At 42.7% G+C, this 19,622-nt stretch carries 11 protein-coding genes; all 11 read left to right on the forward strand.

Annotated elements, in window-relative coordinates; all coding sequences use genetic code 11:
- The first annotated feature begins 166 nt into the window (after window positions 1–166).
- The 11 genes from PLO63_05675 (at window position 167) to PLO63_05725 (ending at window position 19,560) form a co-directional block, all read left to right on the forward strand.
- The gene (locus PLO63_05675; protein HOI73621.1) at window positions 167–1,648 is read left to right on the forward strand and encodes an ATP-binding protein; all 1,482 of its coding nucleotides are present in this window, start codon (window positions 167–169) and stop codon (window positions 1,646–1,648) included.
- Complete coding sequence (locus PLO63_05680; protein ID HOI73622.1) at window positions 1,641–4,328, forward strand: Z1 domain-containing protein; 2,688 nt, start codon at window positions 1,641–1,643, stop codon at window positions 4,326–4,328. The genes PLO63_05675 and PLO63_05680 overlap by 8 nt, the downstream gene beginning before the upstream one ends.
- Complete coding sequence (locus tag PLO63_05685) at window positions 4,315–5,238, forward strand: PD-(D/E)XK motif protein (protein HOI73623.1); 924 nt, start codon at window positions 4,315–4,317, stop codon at window positions 5,236–5,238. The genes PLO63_05680 and PLO63_05685 overlap by 14 nt, the downstream gene beginning before the upstream one ends.
- 16 nt (window positions 5,239–5,254) lie before the next feature.
- Window positions 5,255–7,333, forward strand: coding sequence for an AIPR family protein (locus PLO63_05690; GenBank protein ID HOI73624.1), 2,079 nt, complete (start codon window positions 5,255–5,257; stop codon window positions 7,331–7,333).
- A gap of 1,168 nt (window positions 7,334–8,501) precedes the next feature.
- A complete protein-coding gene (locus tag PLO63_05695) occupies window positions 8,502–10,061 on the forward strand; it encodes an AMP-binding protein (protein HOI73625.1) in 1,560 nt (519 codons plus the stop codon).
- Window positions 10,062–10,241: 180 nt separating this feature from the next.
- Complete coding sequence (locus PLO63_05700; GenBank protein HOI73626.1) at window positions 10,242–11,636, forward strand: CoA-binding protein; 1,395 nt, start codon at window positions 10,242–10,244, stop codon at window positions 11,634–11,636.
- Between the two features lie 499 nt (window positions 11,637–12,135).
- The gene (locus PLO63_05705; GenBank protein ID HOI73627.1) at window positions 12,136–13,530 is read left to right on the forward strand and encodes a sigma-54 dependent transcriptional regulator; all 1,395 of its coding nucleotides are present in this window, start codon (window positions 12,136–12,138) and stop codon (window positions 13,528–13,530) included.
- Between the two features lie 572 nt (window positions 13,531–14,102).
- Entirely contained in the window at window positions 14,103–14,618 is a 516-nt protein-coding gene (locus PLO63_05710; protein HOI73628.1) for a chemotaxis protein CheW, read from the forward strand.
- Window positions 14,619–14,674: 56 nt separating this feature from the next.
- Entirely contained in the window at window positions 14,675–16,318 is a 1,644-nt protein-coding gene (locus PLO63_05715; protein ID HOI73629.1) for a methyl-accepting chemotaxis protein, read from the forward strand.
- 117 nt (window positions 16,319–16,435) lie between these two features.
- On the forward strand, window positions 16,436–16,834 hold the full coding sequence (locus PLO63_05720; protein ID HOI73630.1) for a hypothetical protein: 399 nt from the start codon (window positions 16,436–16,438) through the stop codon (window positions 16,832–16,834).
- A 17-nt stretch (window positions 16,835–16,851) separates the two neighbouring features.
- Window positions 16,852–19,560: a PAS domain S-box protein gene (locus PLO63_05725; GenBank protein HOI73631.1), complete on the forward strand. Its 2,709-nt coding sequence runs from the start codon at window positions 16,852–16,854 to the stop codon at window positions 19,558–19,560.
- The last annotated feature ends 62 nt before the right edge of the window (window positions 19,561–19,622 follow it).

Here is a 19,622-nt window from a genome sequence, read left to right on the forward strand (position 1 = left end):
TCGCATATCAGTATGTTATAATGTGAATACAATTATTTAGATAAGTAAGGTTGTTTTTTAAGGTTGTCACAGGAAAATGTTCATATTCTCATTGGTGAAAAAGAAATTCTTTATTTAGAAATTGCTTATTGCTTGAAGTGTACTAGTATAAGAAAAGGGAAAATTCATGTCCGAACTGAAAGTTCCTCCCTATGCGCCGACGCTGATAGAATCAATGAGGTCTGTAGGATATTCTATACAATCAGCTATAGCTGATATTATTGATAATAGTATTTCTGCGCGAGCAAGAAAAATAGCTGTCCGCTTTTCCCCATATGATATTCCTTATGTAGCAGTTCTCGATGATGGCATAGGAATGTCATCTGATGAACTCACCCAGGCAATGCGTCATGGAAGTAAAGATCCATTAAGTGCTCGTGAAGAAAATGACCTTGGTCGATTTGGTCTTGGTCTTAAGACCGCATCACTTTCTCAGTGTAGGAAGCTTACAGTATTATCTTCTAAAAGTGGCATTATATCAGCAAGATGTTGGGATCTTGATCTTATAGCAGTTCGCGAGGACTGGATTTTATCAGTGCCTGATCAAATAGATCTTGAGTCCTTACCTCTTTTTACTGATTTAAAAAATCAGGCGCATGGCACACTGGTCATTTGGCATAATCTTGATCGCTTATGTGCAGGTGAGAGTTCAATAAATCGTGCTCTTGAAGAAAAAATGGATTCTGTTAGGGGTCACTTGTCTCTTGTTTTTCATAGATATTTAGCTGGTGAGGCAGGGCTTCCGAAGATTGAAATTTACCTTAATGAATGTCCGATTGAGCCGTCCGACCCGTTTCTAACCATGAACACTGCAACACAATCATTACAAGACGAATTCATTGAAATAGAAAAACATAGGATATCTATAAAGCCTTTTATACTCCCGCATGCCAGCAAGCTAAAGCCTAAAGATTTGCAGCTGGCCGGCGGTGAAGACGGCTTGAGACGCAATCAGGGATTCTATATTTATAGGAATAAAAGACTTATAATATGGGGCACATGGTTCCGTCTTGTAGGGCAAGAAGAGGTGTTTAAGCTTGCACGCGTTCGTGTAGATATACCAAGTTCTCTCGATCATTTATGGACTATTGACATAAAGAAATCGACAGCGCATCCACCTGAAGAAGTCAGACAAAACCTTAAACGAATTATTGACAAAATTGTTGGAACAAGTCGCAGAGTCTATACATATAGAGGACGAACAACGACCAGTGATAAGCTTGTCCATTCTTGGTCACGTCTCCAAGGAAGAGAAGGCATCAGTTACATTATTAATCGTGACCATCCAATAATTAAGACTTTTATGAACGGATTAAGTATTGATGAAAGAAAAATATGCGAGCTGATACTTGAGACACTAGAACATAATTATCCAGTACATGCACTTTATGCTGACATGGCTTCAGATCGATTAAAAGTAATTAATGAAGAGACTTTGGGAGAAAACTTGAAAGAGAAATTAGAAATGCTTGTTCAGTGTCTTTTAAATTCGGCATGTGTAATTGATGGCGGTAGAGAACATTTATTAGGGAACCTGCACTTATTAGAACCTTTTTGTGAGTATCCCGCAGTGACAGAATCTATCTTGAGGGAGCTTTCAAATGATTAGTGAAAATGTAAAAAAAATTGAAAATGCAGTTATTGCTACAGTGAACATTGATCAAATACCATCAGAGGCCGAAATATTAGAACTTGTAAATGGATTCCGAGCCGTTTTTCAAATCACTGATGAAGAAAAGAATATTGTAATAAGACGCTTACATGCACGACTTCGCATCGACATGGATACGGGGGCAGCCATTATAGAGAAAGACCATCAGTCTTGGCTGCCAGCGCGTAGACCTGACATCGAACCCTATTATTGGAGTAGATTCGAAGAGTATTTAAACAGAAATGGATGGCCCCCGAAAGTAACTAATACACTTGATAAGGTTACAGACGAGATCCTCGATTTCATGGGAGATCCTGTGAAGGATGGCTTGTGGGCGAGAAGAGGTCTTGTGATGGGTGATGTACAATCTGGAAAAACAGCAACATATATAGCACTATGCTGCAAATCAGCAGATGCAGGGTATAAACTTATTATATTGATGACCGGTACATTAGAAAACCTACGTCGGCAAACACAGGAAAGACTTGATGCTGGGTTTGTGGGGCTTGATAGTTCGGGATTGCTTTCACAACAACGGATAACTAGAGAAGTTGGAGTTGGATCTCTTGACCGTCGCAGAACAGCGGGAGTTTTTACGTCCAAAACAACCGATTTTAAAAGTTCTCTTATGAATACACTTGGTTTCAGGTTGAGTTCTTTTAAGGAACCTGTTTTGCTGGTAGTCAAGAAGAACAAGAAAATTCTCGAAAATCTTGAAAATTGGTTAAGATCTTATAATGCAGATAAAAACGGGGTTATTGATACCCCAATGCTTCTTATTGATGACGAAGCAGATAACGCCTCGATTAATACAAATTCACCGGAGACGGACCCAACAGCGATAAATGAGAGGATTAGAGCTCTTCTCCATCTTTTTTGCAGGTCCAGTTATGTCGGTTTTACAGCAACACCTTTTGCCAATATTTTCATTGACCCTGACTCGGATAGCGAGATGATAGGCGATGATCTTTTCCCGAAGCACTTTATATATTCTTTAGAGCCGCCAACTAATTATTTCGGTTCTCAAGCAATATTTGGAGATAATGGCCGGTTGGACATCATTAGAGAAATTAATGATGCAGAACAAGTGTTTCCATCAAGACATAAACAAATGTTAGTCGTTGAAGAATTACCAGAGAGCCTGTTAATGGCACTGCGATTCTTTATTATTTCAAATGCAGTACGAGATCTTAGGGGTGAGACAAATACACACCGCTCGATGTTAGTCAATGTAAGCCGTTTCACAAATGTACAAGAACAAGTTACGGCGTTACTGGATCGAGAATTAAGAGAAATTAATAGGAACATACGAAATTACAGTCAACTTCCCCCTTCTGAGGCTTGCAAATCAATAATACTATCAAAAATCAAGAAAACATGGGAAAGTGAATTCAACAAATCTGAATTTCAATGGCAAAATATTCAACGAGCACTGTTACGTGCTTCGTTGCCAATTGAAGTGCGAGCAGTAAATCAACGGACTGGCGCATCGACTTTGGACTATTCAGTACATAAAGATACTGGACTAAGAATTATTGCTGTAGGTGGCAACAGTCTTTCTCGAGGACTCACACTAGAAGGACTTTCAACGAGCTATTTTTTTAGAAATTCACAAATGTATGATACACTTCTTCAGATGGGGCGCTGGTTTGGTTATAGAGATGGATACGCAGATTTGTGCAGAGTGTGGCTCTCAGAGGAAGCAATTGGGTGGTATCAGCACATTGCTTCTGCAATAGAAGAATTACGAGATGAGATACGGAGAATGTGTGCCATGGGGTTAACGCCTGATGACTATGGACTTAAAGTTCGAGCACACCCCGAATCACTAATTGTTACTGCCAGAAACAAAATGAGGAAAGCACAAACAATAGAACGCGTGATTTCGATAAGCGGTTTGGGGACAGAGACACCACGTTTATATAAATCACAAGAAATAAATCGTGCAAATGCGGGAGCAGTCGAGATTTTGATTGATGAGTTGGCAAAGTCCGGATTTAATGCCGAGAGGTCTCGTTACAAAAACAACATATGGTATGCAGTACCAAAAGATATTATTTGTCGTTTTCTTAAAAAATTTGAAAGTCATCCACTTAATGTAACCTTTCAGAGAGATAGCATAATACAATTCTTGGAAAGAACAGACGAAAAGAAACTTCAAAATTGGGATGTTGTTTTACCGAACGGTTCAGAGACAACCCGAATATTTGCGGGGATATCCTATCAACCACAACGAAGAAAAGTATTGATTCAAGCGGATACACAATCCATATTGATATCTGGGGAAAAAATGCGTGTTGGTTCGCGAGGCATAGAAAAGGAGGGCGTTCCAGAAGACATTGTAAGTAAAATAGAAGAAGAATATCGAAATAAAAACAAAAACATTCCGGATAAGGCATATCGCGAAAAAAGGCAGAGACCGCTTTTACTGATTCATCTTCTGAAACCATTCACTAGCGATATGAAGGAATATGATACTGGTGGGCTACCTCTTGTAGCTGCGGGGATAAGCTTCCCTGAATTTGATGACAAAGACGCAGAACGTCGCGTTAAATATAGGATTAATCTAGTGGAATGGAGAAACATTTTCAGAGAAGAAGTTGACGACGATGCGGAGAGTTTCAATGATGCCATTTGAATCACGATGGGCATTGCTTGAACCAGGAGGATTTCTGCGAGTCGATGAAGATCATCCTTTAGATTTCTATATCGGTTTGGATGTTTCAGGAGATTGTATTCTTCTGTTGATTATTCAGGATGAGATTCGTATACAAGTACAGAGTCAAGCGATTAGCGTAACCTGTCGAAAACGAAACGATGGCCGTTGGGCATTAATGTTTCGTCTAATAAGAATGGACTTACGAAAGATATTTTCTCACCTTTGTGATGACCTTGTTGAATCGAGCAGAAAAATAACGGAAAAGTCATGTGCCGCACGTTTTATACTTGCGCGATTTGAACACTGGCAACGTCTTCTTAAGCATGGACATACTGGTCTACTTGAACAATCAGCAGTAAGAGGATTGATTGGAGAGTTGCTTTATATCAGAGAGGTTGCATTGATTCAATATGGTCCAACGCCCTCAATTGAAGGATGGCTGGGTCCGCAAGATGCTGCACAAGATTTTTATTACTCAGATTGTATCATTGAAGTGAAAACTATTCATACTGGCGCTTCTAAAGTTATAATATCATCTGCTGAGCAGTTAAGCGATTGTGGCAACCGTCTATTTTTGGTTGTTGTAATGCTTGATTCAGCAGAACAAGGTAATACAGGTGCATTTAGTCTGATTGATATAGTAAATGAAATACGACTGCTTTTCGAACTAGATCCTTACGCTTTATCTTTGTTTGAAGAACGCGTTGCTGAAGCAGGGTTTATTGAAAATGAAATATACAAAAACTATATATATAAATTTAATGGTTTTCGCTATTTTTCTGTGAAAGAAGGGTTTCCTCGGATCACCAAAATTCAACTTCCGATAGGAATAGAAAAAGTAAAATATGAAATTGATCTTGAAGCTTGTAAAATTTTCGAAATAAGCTAAATAATGAGGAATTAGAGTGGATCTTGACGATTTTAGAAAAGAATTTATTGAAACTGTTAAAGCACATGCGGCATCAGAGGGTGATCTTACCCGCGCAGCATTTGTATCAATAGCTTCTGAAAAGCTTATCGATGCAGAGGAATATTCTGATTTCGAACACTGTTACTTTGAAGGAAATGGCGTAAAGGACAGGAGATTGAAGCTATGTATAGATGGCTATTCGTTTGATGAGTCTGACGATTCATTTAAATTGTTAATTGTTGATTTCCGTGGCGGTGATACACCCGCAATACTTACGCTAACAGACGCAGAAGTAATGTTTTCGCGAATGAGTTCTTTTGTGGCTGAGGCGATGTCAGGTTTACTCCATCCCAAGCTCGAAGATAGTTCCCCAGCGTTTGCACTCGCAAGTAATATTCATCGCGACATTCAATCTATTACACGCTTCAGGCTTTATTTGGCTACGGACGCCATTCTTAGTACTCGAGTTAGGGACTTACCGGCTAAAAGTATAAACGGGAAACCTATTGAATATCATATATGGGATATCAAACGCTTTCATCGGTCATTTGAATCAGTTACTGGAAGAGATGAGTTAATAATTAATTTCTGTGATTTTCTGGAAAATGGTATTCCTTGTTTAGAAGCTAGTCAAACAGGGGAACAATATAAAGCATATTTATGTGTAATTCCTGGGACTGTCCTTGCAAACTTATATGATAAATATGGAAGCCGTCTTTTAGAAAGAAATGTTCGCTCTTTCCTTGGGATTCGAGGTACAAAAAGTGTGAATAGTGGTATCAGAAATACAATTATGAGCCAACCATCTTTCTTCTTTGCGTTTAATAATGGGATCGCTGCTACCGCAAGTTCTGTAACGATATCTCAAAAGAATAACCGATTACATATCATTTCTGCCGAGGATCTTCAGATTGTAAATGGTGGACAAACAACAGCTTCTCTTTCAATGGCAAGACGAAAAGATAAAGCTTGCCTAGATGAGATTTTTGTACAGATGAAACTTTCAGTTATTGTGCCAAGTTTTGCCGACGAACTTATTCCAAAGATTTCACGCTCTGCAAATAGCCAGAATAAGGTTAGTGATGCTGATTTCTTCGCAAATCATCCTTTTCATGTCAGAATAGAAGAACTTTCCCGCCGCCTTTGGGCACCCGCAATTTCTGGTGCGCAACACGAGACACATTGGTTTTATGAGCGCGCTCGTGGTCAATTTCTTAATGAGCAAGTTCGTATGACAGTAGCCGAAAGAAAAAGGTTTCTACAGCAGAATCCCCGTGAACAGATGATGACAAAGACAGATCTTGCAAAATATGAAAACGCTTGGAGAGAAATCCCTCATACTGTCAGCTTAGGTGCCCAGAGGAACTTTAGTAACTTTGCAGAACATGTTGGAGAATTATGGAAAAGTTCTGATGTTGATTTCAATGAGGAATATTTTAGAATTTGTGTTGCACGAGCGATCATATGGAAATTTACTGAACGAATGGTATCAAAGCAATCTTGGTATCAAGGTGGATACCGAGCCAATGTCGTTGCTTACACAATTTCTAAACTCTCACAACTTACTAAAGCAAATGCAAGGGGAAAAACAATTGACTATCGATATATATGGAATCAGCAGAGAATATCAAAAGCATTGGAAAAGCAACTTGAACATATTTCAGGGATAGTTTTTAAAATAATCGTGGCTGAAGATAGGCCAATTGACAATGTTACTGAATGGTGTAAAAAAAAGCTTTGTTGGGAGAGGGTCGATAATCTGAGCATTACACTAAACAAAGATTTCATTGATGAATTGGTTGATACAAATCAATTATCAGATGCGAAGAAGGAAGCAAGACTGCTGCAGATGACCGACAAAGGAATTGCTTCACAAACTGAGGTAGTTAACCTTGGCGCCCCATATTGGGGAAAGCTTATGTATTGGGCTGAAGAAAGGAAAATACTTACAGCAGAAGAAAAAAAGGTTGTCTCTGTAGCAATGCGGATACCAAATAAAATACCAACAGATTTTCAATGCATTAAATTGCTCGAAATACGCTCAAAAGTGGTGGGTGAGGGGTTCAAAGTATAACTTTTCATCTCTGAAAGAACCAAAATTGGAACAGACTTGCAGGTTTGTAGCAAACGGTTCAAAGATATCAATCATCGATAATGCGCGTAATCATACTTCAGTCGACTTATACCACAAACCTTGAAAGGATGTCTCCGAATCATATCCGCACGAATAATTTCCACTTTCATTTCCGGCTATGATTTCCTCGAGGCGCCAAGGTGGCATGATAGCCGTCTGTGACTGTCGGACTTCTACTCGCATCAGGTGGTCGTCGCCGGTATGAATGGGGGCCGAGGTACGATGGATGCAGAGGGCGCGGTTGTCCCGCATGAGAGCCCTTCCCAGGGCATGCGTGTAGCGGGGTCAGGAATAAAGTCCCACTAGAAAGCATATCAAATCAGTTCTGTCAGACAACAGGGCATGTCGATCGGCATTGAAAATAGACCCACTCTCGGCATCCAATTTTGACCCACTCACCAGCGTTGCCGTATTCTGTTCAAAACCTTTCTCCTCCGTTTTAACACTCCCAGTGGATGGCTTTCATCCAACGGCTGGTCTGTTTTAAGGCACTGCGAAAATTGTATTCATGTCAAATAGTCATATGCTTTATCCATCTGCCGAAAATTCGTGCCTTCGATCCATTGGTCTGGATTCATCCAATAACATGCTCTTGAGTCTCGACCCTGCAATAAAATCAGACCTGCAATGGATGAACTATCTTATTGTACTGAAAGGAGAATAGGACGTGTTGGAAATGATAGAGTAGCCTGCTCCTGCAAATGGCGCAGATATTGCGTCGATTCACTTGGGTAATTTTGATCGATACTCCCCATTGTATACGGTAAACCACGGATAACGCAGGGATATATTTTTTCGGATCGATGTTCGGGAATGTTTTTTTCTCCGCGTTGTGATCTCCTCCATAGTCGGAAACGATTCCCACCATCCATCCACTGCTCCGTGCCATGCGGAGGCCTGCAGGATGTCTTCGAACATGCGGATAAAAGAATATTTTTATCACTGCGTGCTTTCCCTGAATCCATTCTGTCAAACATCTAAAAAAAGCCTTTGTTGTCATGATTCAATAGGAAAATCCGACAAAGTCCAACTTACAGTGTCAGTGGGAAGTGGTTTATTCGTCTCAGGTCAAATTGATCATCATCAATAACTGAAGGAGGAATCGATCATGTTTACCAGGCCCAGTTTAAACATCGTGGATTGTATTGCATTCAACGCAAAATTCCGGGGAGATCGTGTCGCTTTCATCTGCGGCGAGCATCGCATCAACTGGAGGGAATTTAACAAGTACACCAATAAGATAGCTAATTCCCTTGTCAAATCGGGCCTCAAGAAAGGCGAAAAGGTCGGTTTGCTATGTCTCAACAGCATAGATGCCATCGCGGTATTGTTCGGAACCATGAAAGCAGGAGGAGTCATTGTCCCGCTCTCGTTATTATTAACCCCGCAAATGATTGCCTGCCTTGTGAAGGATGCGGCGTGCAGATTCTTTTTTACGGATTCATATTTAAAGCCGCTTGCCGATTTTTCCCTGCTGGAGGTTGACTCGATTCCAAAGGAAAAACGCATCTCCATCGGGTTCGAAGAGGAGAGATACACATCGTTACAGTCTTTTATCGATGAGTCATCGGAAGACCTGCCGAATGTCTTGCTGAATGATGATGACGAGGCATGCATTATCTATTCATCCGGAACCACCGGAGCACCGAAGGGCATTATCCATACGCATCTATCGAGAACGATGTTTGCCCTTTCCATGACGATATCTGCAGGTGGGATTAGCGCTTCAACGGTCATGATTGCAACGACGCCGCTCTTTGCCAACACCTTCTGGGGAACGATCATGCCCACGATGTTCGCCGGCGGGACAACGGTCATGTTGACCATGTTTTCACCCGGTGGATTTCTGGAGGCTGTTCATAAAGAACGAGGAAAAATTGCGATGATGGTGCCGACGCAGTTCCAGGGGGTCCTCAACCATCCGGATTTGAACAAGTATGACGTTTCCAGTCTTTCCTTGCTGATCTGTGCGGGAGCAACATTACCGGTCCCCTTGAAAAAGCAGATCATTGAAAAATTCGGCAATATCCTCACGGAAGCGTACGGAATAACGGAGGGTATAGCCACAAACATCCTGCCGGAATATATCCTGGAGAAGCCGACTTCCGTCGGCATTCCTGTATTTGGCGCCGACGTGCGAATCATCGACGACGAAGGCAAGGGGCTTCCTGCAGGCGAAGTGGGTGAGATTGCAGGATATTCTCACTGGTTCATGAAGGGCTATCACAACAATCCCCAAGCCACCGCGGAGATGGTCTGGCTTGATGAGAGCGGCCGCACCTTCATGCGTACCGGCGATATGGGACGGCTTGATGACGACGGGTTCCTGTATATCGTCGATCGCAAAAGAGACATGATCGTATCCGGCGGCCTCAATGTGTTTGCCGTCGACATTGAGGGTATTCTCCAGCAGCATGAAGAGATTAAAGACGTGGCGGTTATCGCCATCCCGCACGACAAATGGGGGGAGACTCCGCTGGCCTTGGTGATCCGGAAACCGGGAGCGAAGAGCACGGAGGAAGAGATAAAGGAATGGGCGAATGCGAAGCTGGCAAAGTATCAGCGGATAGGTCGTGTGGAATTTCGGGAAGAGGACTTCCCTCGCAATGTTCTGGGAAAAGTTCTCAAGCGCGTGCTCCGCGAGCCATACTGGAACGATCGCTCGTGAGCGTGGATCGCACGGATACAAGAGCTGGATGCAGGAAAACCGGTGAACGTATTTAAGAAAACGTCAATATCCTTAATTAGTCGTCCCTGAAAAACTGTAATATATTGTAATTATTGCTTTATTAATGGTTTGTTTAATGATAAGATCGCTAGAAATTAATTAGTGGAAAAAGGGGAGGCCGTGACTTCCACGGAACAGATTTTACATCAGATCGATGAGATCTTGCATCCCAGATCCGTAGCCATTGTCGGAGTACCCCGGGGTATGAAGACGGGCAGGCTTTTTTTCATGGCACTACTGGATCAGGGGTTCCCGGGTGACATTTATCCAGTATCGCCTCAAGCCGATGAGATAGAAGGCTTCAAGGCATATCCTACCGTTACGGCCATACCCGGAGCTGTGGATCTCGCCATCATACTGGTGCCCCAGCATCAGATCCTTTCCACGGTCAAGGAATGCGCTGCCAAAGGGATAAAGGGTGCTGTTCTGTTCACGGCAGGGTACAAGGAAACAGGGACGGATGATGGACGTGCCCAAGAGGAACAGCTGGTCCAAGTGGCCCGCGCTTCGGGTATGCGGCTCATCGGACCGAATTGCATGGGCATCTATGCACCGCGTTCCGGCCTTTCTTTCTTCCCTCAGTTGACAAGACAGCCGGGTCCGGTGGGGCTCGTGTCACACAGCGGGTCTCTGGCCAATGTTGTCTGCCTCACAGCCCCGAAAAAGGGGATCCGCTTCAGCAAGGCCATCAGCCTTGGGAACGAATGCGACCTGTCGAGCGCCGACTTTCTCCTCTATCTGGGAAACGACCCGGAAACACGCCTGATCGGTGCTTACATCGAAGGGGTAAAGGATGGCCCGCGTTTCTTTGATGCCCTCCGCACAGCCTCGTTAAAAAAACCCATCATCCTCTGGAAAGTAGGTTTAACTTCCGCGGGTGCCCAGGCGGCAGCCTCTCATACCGGCGCCTTGGCTGTTGCCAAGGACATATGGGAGGGTGTTGTGACACAGACCGGGGCCGTCCCCGTGGTGGGCTTCGAAGCCTGGCTCGATACCCTCATGGGGTTTGCCATGCTGCCGGAGGATATTGGTGATCGGATCGCCATCATCTCGGGGCCTGGCGGGTTGGCTGTTTCCGCTGCGGAGGCCTGTGCGGACAACGGCCTTCAACTGGCGCAGCTGTCTCCCGAAACTCGTGAATCCCTGGCTGCAATTGTACCCTCGACGGGCACAAGTTTGCGCAATCCCATCGATGTCGGCCTCACCGCATCTCTGGAGATCGGGATTTACATCAAGAGTATCCAAACCGTGGTTGCCGATCCCGCGGTTGATGCTGTAGTGGTCATTGGTGCCGGGTTTACCCCGGAGGCAAACAGGCTTTATACCGAAGCCATCATCGAAGCGCGCCGGCAGTCCGGCAAGGCCATCCTCATGGTCAATCTCCCCGGCTTTGACTCTTCCTATATCCCCCAGTTCTGCGACGCTGGCATTCCATACTTTGAATCGTCGGAACGGGCGTTGGGAACCTATACCCGTGTCCTCCGTTACCAGCACTGGCGAAAGAAACGGCAATGAACAGAGAAAGGAAACCCTTGCCCCCTTTTACTGCCGGCAGTGCGGAGTAAGGTTCGGGAGCGCTGAGGGTTCCCCAAGAACTGGATCCGTTTCTGGGGGGCAGGTCACTCGTTGTAGCCACTCTCCCAAGGGCTTCTCGTCCCGATACAAAGAGCCTGAACACCACCCACCCTGGGCTACCAATCCTCCAGAGATTACCCCAAAATAGATTGTTCACAGACCTTATCCATAGAAAACGGTCCATCCATCAATTGACCTTGCGGAGGCAATTTACAACCTGGAGAGCACTGCAAAATGAAAGAGAAAGATTATTAACAATACCAAAACAGTGCGTGTTGATGAAGGCAGAGAGGGATGAAAAAGACTTGATTCCCGGGCCAGCGTTAATTATAGTAACCAATGGTTATGCTGAAGTAATTTATAATCAAATACTAGTCCAGTCTTGGTCGTTGTATATTTTATTAGCAGGCTAGTTGAATAAAAAAATAAAGAGAATACTATGGCCAAAATTCTTGTCATTGACGATGATCCACTGATGTCAAATATGCTTTGTGACATGATTAAAAGCATGAATCATGAAGCTATTTCAATGCATACGTTAAATGAGGGGCGAGAAGCCATCGAGACAAATAGCTATGACATTGTCTATCTTGACATTCACTTACCCGACGGTAACGGATTGGATATGATGCCGATTATTCAATCGTCATTATCTCATCCGGAGATCATTATCATAACAGCGTATGGTGAACCTGCTGGAGCCGAATTGGCAATCAGGAATGGAGCTTGGAGCTATATCGAAAAGGGTTCTTCTCTGGAGGCGTATATTCTCCCTCTAGTTCGTGCACTAGATTATAGAGAGGCAAAAAATAAACGCAAGCCCTTCATGCTTCGTAGAGAGGATATCATCGGTCGTAGCAGAAAAATGGAAAGATGTTTCGAACTTTTGTCCCGTGCAGCAAGAACTGACTTGAATGTTCTAATAACCGGCGAGACTGGTACCGGAAAGGAATGTTTTGCGCTAGCAATACATAAAAACAGCAATCGTAAAGACAAAGAACTGATTACCGTCGACTGCGCGGCTCTTCCACCTACTCTTGTGGCAAGCGTGCTTTTTGGTCATGAAAAAGGCTCTTTTACTGGCGCCGATAGCTCTCGCGACGGTTTGATAAGGCAGGCTGATGGCGGAACTCTGTTTCTTGATGAGGTAGGGGAATTGCCCTTATCCATACAAAAAGAGTTCCTTCGGGTGCTGCAAGAAAAGCGCTTCAGACCCATTGGAAGCAGACGGGAGATAAGCAGTAGCTTTCGTTTGATTTCCGCAACAAACAGAAATCTTGATGAAATGGTTTTGCACGACCAGTTTCGCAGCGATCTTCTCTATCGGCTCCGGTCGCTGACAGTGGAGCTGCCGCCGCTCAGGGAGCGCTCCGAGGACATCATTGATTTGTTCTTCTTTTATATGAAGAGATTCTGCGATCGCCATGGTATCGATGTAAAAGGTTTTTCTCCTGAATTTCTAGGCGCATTGAAAGATTATAAATGGCCGGGTAACATTCGGGAACTGATTAACTCAATCGAACAAAGCCTTGTTCTTGCGTATGATGAGCCGACCCTCCATGTCAGACATCTGCCTGAGGATATAAGAATCAAACTTATTAAGAGGTCCCTGATAAAGAAAGAATCGAAACCGTCACAAATAGTAAACCCTCTTGAGACTTGGAAAGCCAGGCGGGAAAACATGGCAGCAAGAGTTGAAAAGCAATACCTCGAAGAGCTGATGGAGTACGTGCATGGAGACATTCCAGAAGCCTGTCACATCTCCGGCCTTTCACGAGCACGCCTTTACAGCCTTTTGAGTACGTACAAAGTCGAACGCAAGAGCGACAGCTAATGCGTCTTACAATATTGGACGAGTCTTATTTTTCTGGAATCACCTTATCTCCCCGTTTCTAAAAGATAATTGCTGCATGAATTATTGCGGCACAAGAAAATCTCAAAGAGAAGGATCTTATCAATCACAGATCCAACCCAAATGCATTCCCTCCAGATTCATATCCCGCATGTCTCTGCAATTGTCTGGCGGCTATTGTAACTATTTAATATTAAAGTTGTATTGATAGTTATGATTTGAGCATCCCCTCCACATAACAGAATGCTTTTCCATTCTTCATCTACTTCCATCATCAATGGCATGAAAATTGTCAAGGAATGACTCCGTGTCCAGTAAGCCGGCCCTCTCCATTTTCTTGGATCGGCCAGCCAGGCAAATGATGCGGCCATTGTGTTGGCAAACTGGAACGAAACCAACAGACTGGTGGAATAAAGCAATGAGGAGGATCGATATGTTCAAGAGGAGAAGATAAGCTTAGATATCAAGAAAAACAAGGACTTGCTTTTTTGAGTGATCGTCTGATTGCCTGTAAAAAAAAGGATGACACACAATCTTAATAAGGGAGCAGTCGCATGGATTGCAAACAAGACAAAGACGTTAAAGACAGTTTTGATCATACATTCAGAAAAGATAATAAGTACCTTACCTTTAAACTGTTTGGCGAAGATTACGGCATGGAGATCATCAAAGTTAAAGAAATCATTGGGATGATGACCATTACAGCAATACCCAAGGCGCCATCGTACGTCAAAGGGGTTATCAATCTTCGCGGAAAAGTAATTCCGGTAGTTGATCTGAGACTCCAGTTTGGATTGGAGGAATGTGATTATACGGAGAGAACTTGCATCATCGTAACGGAAACGAAATTGGGAAACAAAACACATCTGATCGGTATTATTGTAGATTCAGTTTCAGAAGTGCAGAATATAAAAAGTGGAGACATCGATCCATGTCCGGAATTTGGTAACAACCAGGTGGATACAAAATACATTCTCGGTATGGCCAAGACCGGGGTTGGGATTAAAATCTTGCTCGATATCGACGAAGTTTTAGCCGGTGAAGAACTTTTGGAAGTAGTGACAGCATAATGATGAATGAATCGTAAACGACAAAAAAAATAGAATTAATATTCGGGAGGAAAACCATGAAAAGAATGAAGCTTAGCGTAAAATTGGTGGGGGCATTTATTGTTGTATCATTGATCACGATTCTTGTTGGTTTGATTGGAGTGGTGAAAATTCGCGCTATCGATGAAGCAAGTACAGCGGTGTTCGAACAGAATACAAAACCTCTTGCATACATCTCTGGAGTTGCAACTGATTTTCAGGTCCAGCGAAATATGGTACGGGACGCAGTCATCACGAAATTCATGTATGAAAAGGACATCAGTGAACATATCAGTAAAGTAAAAGAACTGGATCAGAAAGGCATCGGTATCCTGAAAACGTTTGGCGAAACGGTCAAATCAGAGGATATGAAACGAGAGTTTGATAGCTGCATGGCGTCTCTGGGAGAATATTTACCACTTCGGGAGAAATTGTTTAATCTTATTCAGGCCGGAAAGCGCGATGAAGCGATCCAATTCATGCAGGGAGATATTGCGGCCCAAGGACTAAAAATTACTGCATCGATCGATAAATTAGTGAATATGAAAATTGCGGATGCGAAGAGCAAGGCAGATAATAATAACGCGACGGCCAGGGGCGCCATCTGGTTCACATTGATTGCGTCTGTAATTGGAACGATTCTGGCAGTCCTGCTGGGTGTCTATCTGTCCCTGTCCATCACCCGTCCGATCAATAGAGTGTCAGCTGGCTTGGCGGATGGAGCTGATCAGGTTGCTGCCGCATCTGCCCAGGTTTCGTCCTCAAGTCAGGATCTGGCCGAAGGAGCGTCCGAGCAGGCATCATCTCTGGAAGAGACTTCCTCGTCCCTTGAAGAATTGTCCTCCATGACCAAGCAGAATGCCAATAATGCAAACCATGCAAAGCAGATTATGGAGCAGGCCGCCCAGATTGTCGCAAGGGTTGATACTCACATGAATGAAATGGTGACCGCCATTAATGAGATATCAAAATCCAGCGAAGAGACGGGGAAAATCATTAAAACAATCGATGAGATTGCATTTCAGACCAATCTGCTTGCTCTTAATGCTGCCGTAGAAGCAGCCCGGGCCGGTGAGGCTGGTGCGGGTTTTGCGGTTGTGGCCGATGAAGTCCGTAATCTTGCAATGCGAGCCGCGGAAGCAGCAAAAAATACCAATAATTTAATTGAGAATACACTTAAAGTCGTTAAGCATGGAGCAGATGTGACATTAATGACGAAGGAAGCCTTTGGAGAAAACACGGTCATTGCAGCAAAAGTGGGTGAGTTGATTGGTGAAATCGCTGCGGCTTCCAATGAACAGGCTCAGGGGATCAGCCAGATCAACACAGCAGTTGCGGAGATGGACAAAGTGACCCAGCAGACTGCCGCAAATGCAGAGGAGTCAGCCAGTGCATCCGAAGAAATGAACGCACAAGCAGAACAGATGAAGGTATTCGTAAACGAATTGCTTGTGGTTATTGGTGAGACAGGCAATGGCATAGGGTCATCTCGTAAAACTGACAATGCCAGAGGAGTGACGAACGACCTTCACGGGACCAATTGGAAGACAAACGCATTGATTAAGAAAATCAATGGACCCATCGAGGCTACGGCAAGTGGTGTCAGGGGAGTGGCAAATAAGAAGATTGTTGCTCCGAAAGATGTTATTCCTTTCGAAGAAGACAACTTTAAGGATTTCTGATCAGATCTTGACCTGCAGAGGGAGACTGATAATCTCTCAGTCTCCCCTGCGGGAAATTATCAAGAAACAGGGGTTCAATTCAAACAAATATGGCCTGTAGGCATTATGGAAAGCAATATGAATAATAATATTAATAGTATGACGATGCGCATCGAACAACAAATTAATGACGTAGTTCATGAAATATTCAATGAATATGGCAATATTTTATTAGAATCAAATACTGAATATCTCATTGAGTCTGTATGGGGTGTAGGAATAAGAAAGGATCTAAACGAAGTACAAAATTCAATTCATGAAAAAATTATTCCTGTCATCGATGATGTATTTAATATTTTGATGATAAAGGAAATCAGTCAAGCACAGATTTTAAGCATCTACTATCTTGTCCGCAGCCTGATCACTTCTAGATTGATGCATATGATTGATCTTCTTCGTTTGGCCGTTAAAAAGGATACAAAGCAGCAAGACATTATAAAAATGTTAATGGATGCTGAAGCAATCGGCCATGCATAACCAAATCGGGTGTGTACATGATTGATAACTCGGGAAGCTGTAAAAATTGGCATAGTCTTTTTTTTGAAAACTTGCCTGATGGAATCCTCTACATAGAAGATCAAATTATCAGAGACTGTAATAAGGTCATCCTGAGTCTTTTGAACATTTCTGAAAAAAAACACATTATCGGTTTACACCCTTCAGAATTATCACCTCCTTTTCAGCCAGATGGACAATCATCAAGAGAAAAAGCGAATCTCATGATGGCCGAGGCTTCAAGGCTTGGATCACAACGTTTTGAATGGGTGCATCGACATAATGGGGGAGACATCCACATTGAAGTTTTACTTTTTTCTGTTCCCACTGACGAGAGAAAGGCGATGTTCGCCGTATGGTCCGATATTACAAAAAGAAAAACCGATGAAATATCTCTAATTCAAAGTGAAAAAAAATACAGGGCCTTATTTGAAAACGCCACTTGGGGAATATTCCAGAGTTCCGTAGAGGGAAATCTGCTCTTTATCAATCGTTCCATGGCAGAACTTTTCGGATACGACTCTCCTGAAGAAATGACATCTAAAATCAAACGATTAGGTACTCAACTATATGTAAAGCCATCGGACCGCAGAAAATTTGTCCGCGTCATGAGTAAAAAGAACAGAGTAGAACACTTTGAAGCGGAGTTTCGCAAGAAAGACGGCACGAAAGTTTGGATCTCGATCAATGCGTATGCCGTGACAAAAGAAGACGGATCGACTGCTTATTACGAGGGTAACATCCATGATGTCACAAATCGCAGGCTAGCCGAGGAGAAGTTAAGGATATCAAAACAATTTCTATCTGATGCAGTGAATTTTCTGCCGGATGCAACATTTGCAGTCAATAGAAACAAGAAAATTATTGTTTGGAACCGGGCCATGGAAGTTATGACCGGGGTTCCTGCACGAAAGATGCTGGGGAAGGATTCAGAAGCTTGCACAGTACTTTTCTATGGAAAGCAAAAAAGAAAAAAGCACTATATAATGGATCTCTTATGGGAACCAGACGCAGACGTAGGAAGCAGCTATCTACGAGTCAAACAGGAAGATGAGGCAATTTGTGCAGAGGCGTTCTGTCCAGCGCTCTACGGTGGGAATGGGGCATATGTCGTTGCTAAAATGTCACCAATTTGTGCGACTGATGGTAGGATGGTCGCAGCCATCGAATCTATTCGAGATGTTACCGAACAGAAACAAACAGAAAAGGCGCTTCATCAAAGCCTTGATCGATTCCGTTTGCTTTGTGAAAATGTTCCCCTAGGTATCATTCAAATAGATTATGATGGCGCAATATCTTATATTAATCAACAATTTGAAATGATGTTCGGCTATGGGTTGTGCGACCTTCAAGATATAAGAGCGCTTCAAGAAATCACAAAAGATGTTGATAATGGAACTTACAATCATTATGAAGGCATGAATAACCAATATCGAGGACTCTTTGGTATTTACTGTAAAGATGGAAAAGAAAGAATTGTACAAACAACCTCATCTCATATTGGCGAAAATGTTGAAATTAGAACTTACCAGGATGTAACAATTCAATATAAAATTGAGGCGCAATTGAGACAATCCCAGAAAATGGAAGCCGTCGGTACGTTGGCTGGTGGGATAGCTCATGATTTTAATAATATTCTTGGTGCCATTATCGGTTACACGGAAATGGCAGTGAAGGGGCTATCTGGAGAGCATAAGTCATTAGAATATTATCTGAAACAGGTTTTGAGTGGATGTATAAGGGCGAGAGACCTAGTTAAACAGATTTTATTCTTTAGTAGACGTACCGAGCATAAATTAAGTCCAGTAAGAATAAGCCCACTAATAAGAGATTCAGTTAAACTTATACGTGCTTCAACTCCATCAAATATAAAAATTCTCCAGAGTTTAAGCGCGTCTGAAGATACTATTTATGCAGATCCTATTCAGATACATCAGATTATTATGAATCTTTGTACTAACGCTGTTTATGCAATGAAGGGATCCAATGGCATTTTAACAGTTGAATTGAGAAACATTGAACTCAGTGATGATCAAGGACTGGACACAGGACTTCCGTACGGATCTTATGTTCGTTTGACTGTTCGAGATACGGGAATTGGTATAGAATCAAATAGGATTCATCGTATATTTGAGCCGTTCTATACAACAAAACCATCTGGTGAAGGAACAGGTATGGGACTGGCTGTTGTCCATGGTATTGTAAAAAGCTATGGTGGGACAATAATAGTTAACAGCGAACTCAATAAAGGTACCATTGTTAAAATATATATACCAGTACTTAAGAACATAGAATTGCCTGCTGAGGAAAACACTGCAAAAAGTATTGTTCATGGTAATGAACGAATCCTTTTCGTCGACGATGAACAATCTCTTGTGCAATTTGGAAGAACAATGCTTTCAGAACTTGGTTACCACGTTACTACAGAAACAGATAGCCTTCAGGCGTTGAAGACTTTTAGAGACAATCCACAAAATTTTGACCTTGTAATAACGGATTTTATGATGCCGAACATGACAGGTTATGCTCTTTCATTGGCGATCTTAGCCGTTCGGCCCGATGTACCGATTATTCTTAGTACCGGTTATAGCGATTCTATTTCGAAGGAAAAGGCCAAAGAAGCCGGTATTCGTGAATTTGTTTTAAAACCCCTTACAACATATGAACTGTCGACAGTTATACGAAGAGCTCTTCAAGGGAAAGCCTAACTTATATCCATTGGAAATAGAGATAAGCGACAGACGAAATAATATACACATTTATCAAATGT

It is taken from the genome of Syntrophales bacterium (assembly GCA_035363115.1).
Lineage (GTDB): Bacteria > Desulfobacterota > Syntrophia > Syntrophales > PHBD01 > PHBD01.

Bases quoted from the DNA above. Each gene is read 5' to 3' on its own strand.
- PLO63_05675 (HOI73621.1), top strand. From the start codon at position 167: ATGTCCGAACTGAAAGTTCCTCCCTATGCGCCGACGCTGATAGAATCA.
- PLO63_05680 (HOI73622.1), top strand. From the start codon at position 1,641: ATGATTAGTGAAAATGTAAAAAAAATTGAAAATGCAGTTATTGCTACA.
- PLO63_05685 (HOI73623.1), top strand. From the start codon at position 4,315: ATGATGCCATTTGAATCACGATGGGCATTGCTTGAACCAGGAGGATTT.
- PLO63_05695 (HOI73625.1), top strand. From the start codon at position 8,502: ATGTTTACCAGGCCCAGTTTAAACATCGTGGATTGTATTGCATTCAAC.
- PLO63_05705 (HOI73627.1), top strand. From the start codon at position 12,136: ATGGCCAAAATTCTTGTCATTGACGATGATCCACTGATGTCAAATATG.
- PLO63_05710 (HOI73628.1), top strand. From the start codon at position 14,103: ATGGATTGCAAACAAGACAAAGACGTTAAAGACAGTTTTGATCATACA.
- PLO63_05715 (HOI73629.1), top strand. From the start codon at position 14,675: ATGAAAAGAATGAAGCTTAGCGTAAAATTGGTGGGGGCATTTATTGTT.
- PLO63_05720 (HOI73630.1), top strand. From the start codon at position 16,436: ATGAATAATAATATTAATAGTATGACGATGCGCATCGAACAACAAATT.
- PLO63_05725 (HOI73631.1), top strand. From the start codon at position 16,852: ATGATTGATAACTCGGGAAGCTGTAAAAATTGGCATAGTCTTTTTTTT.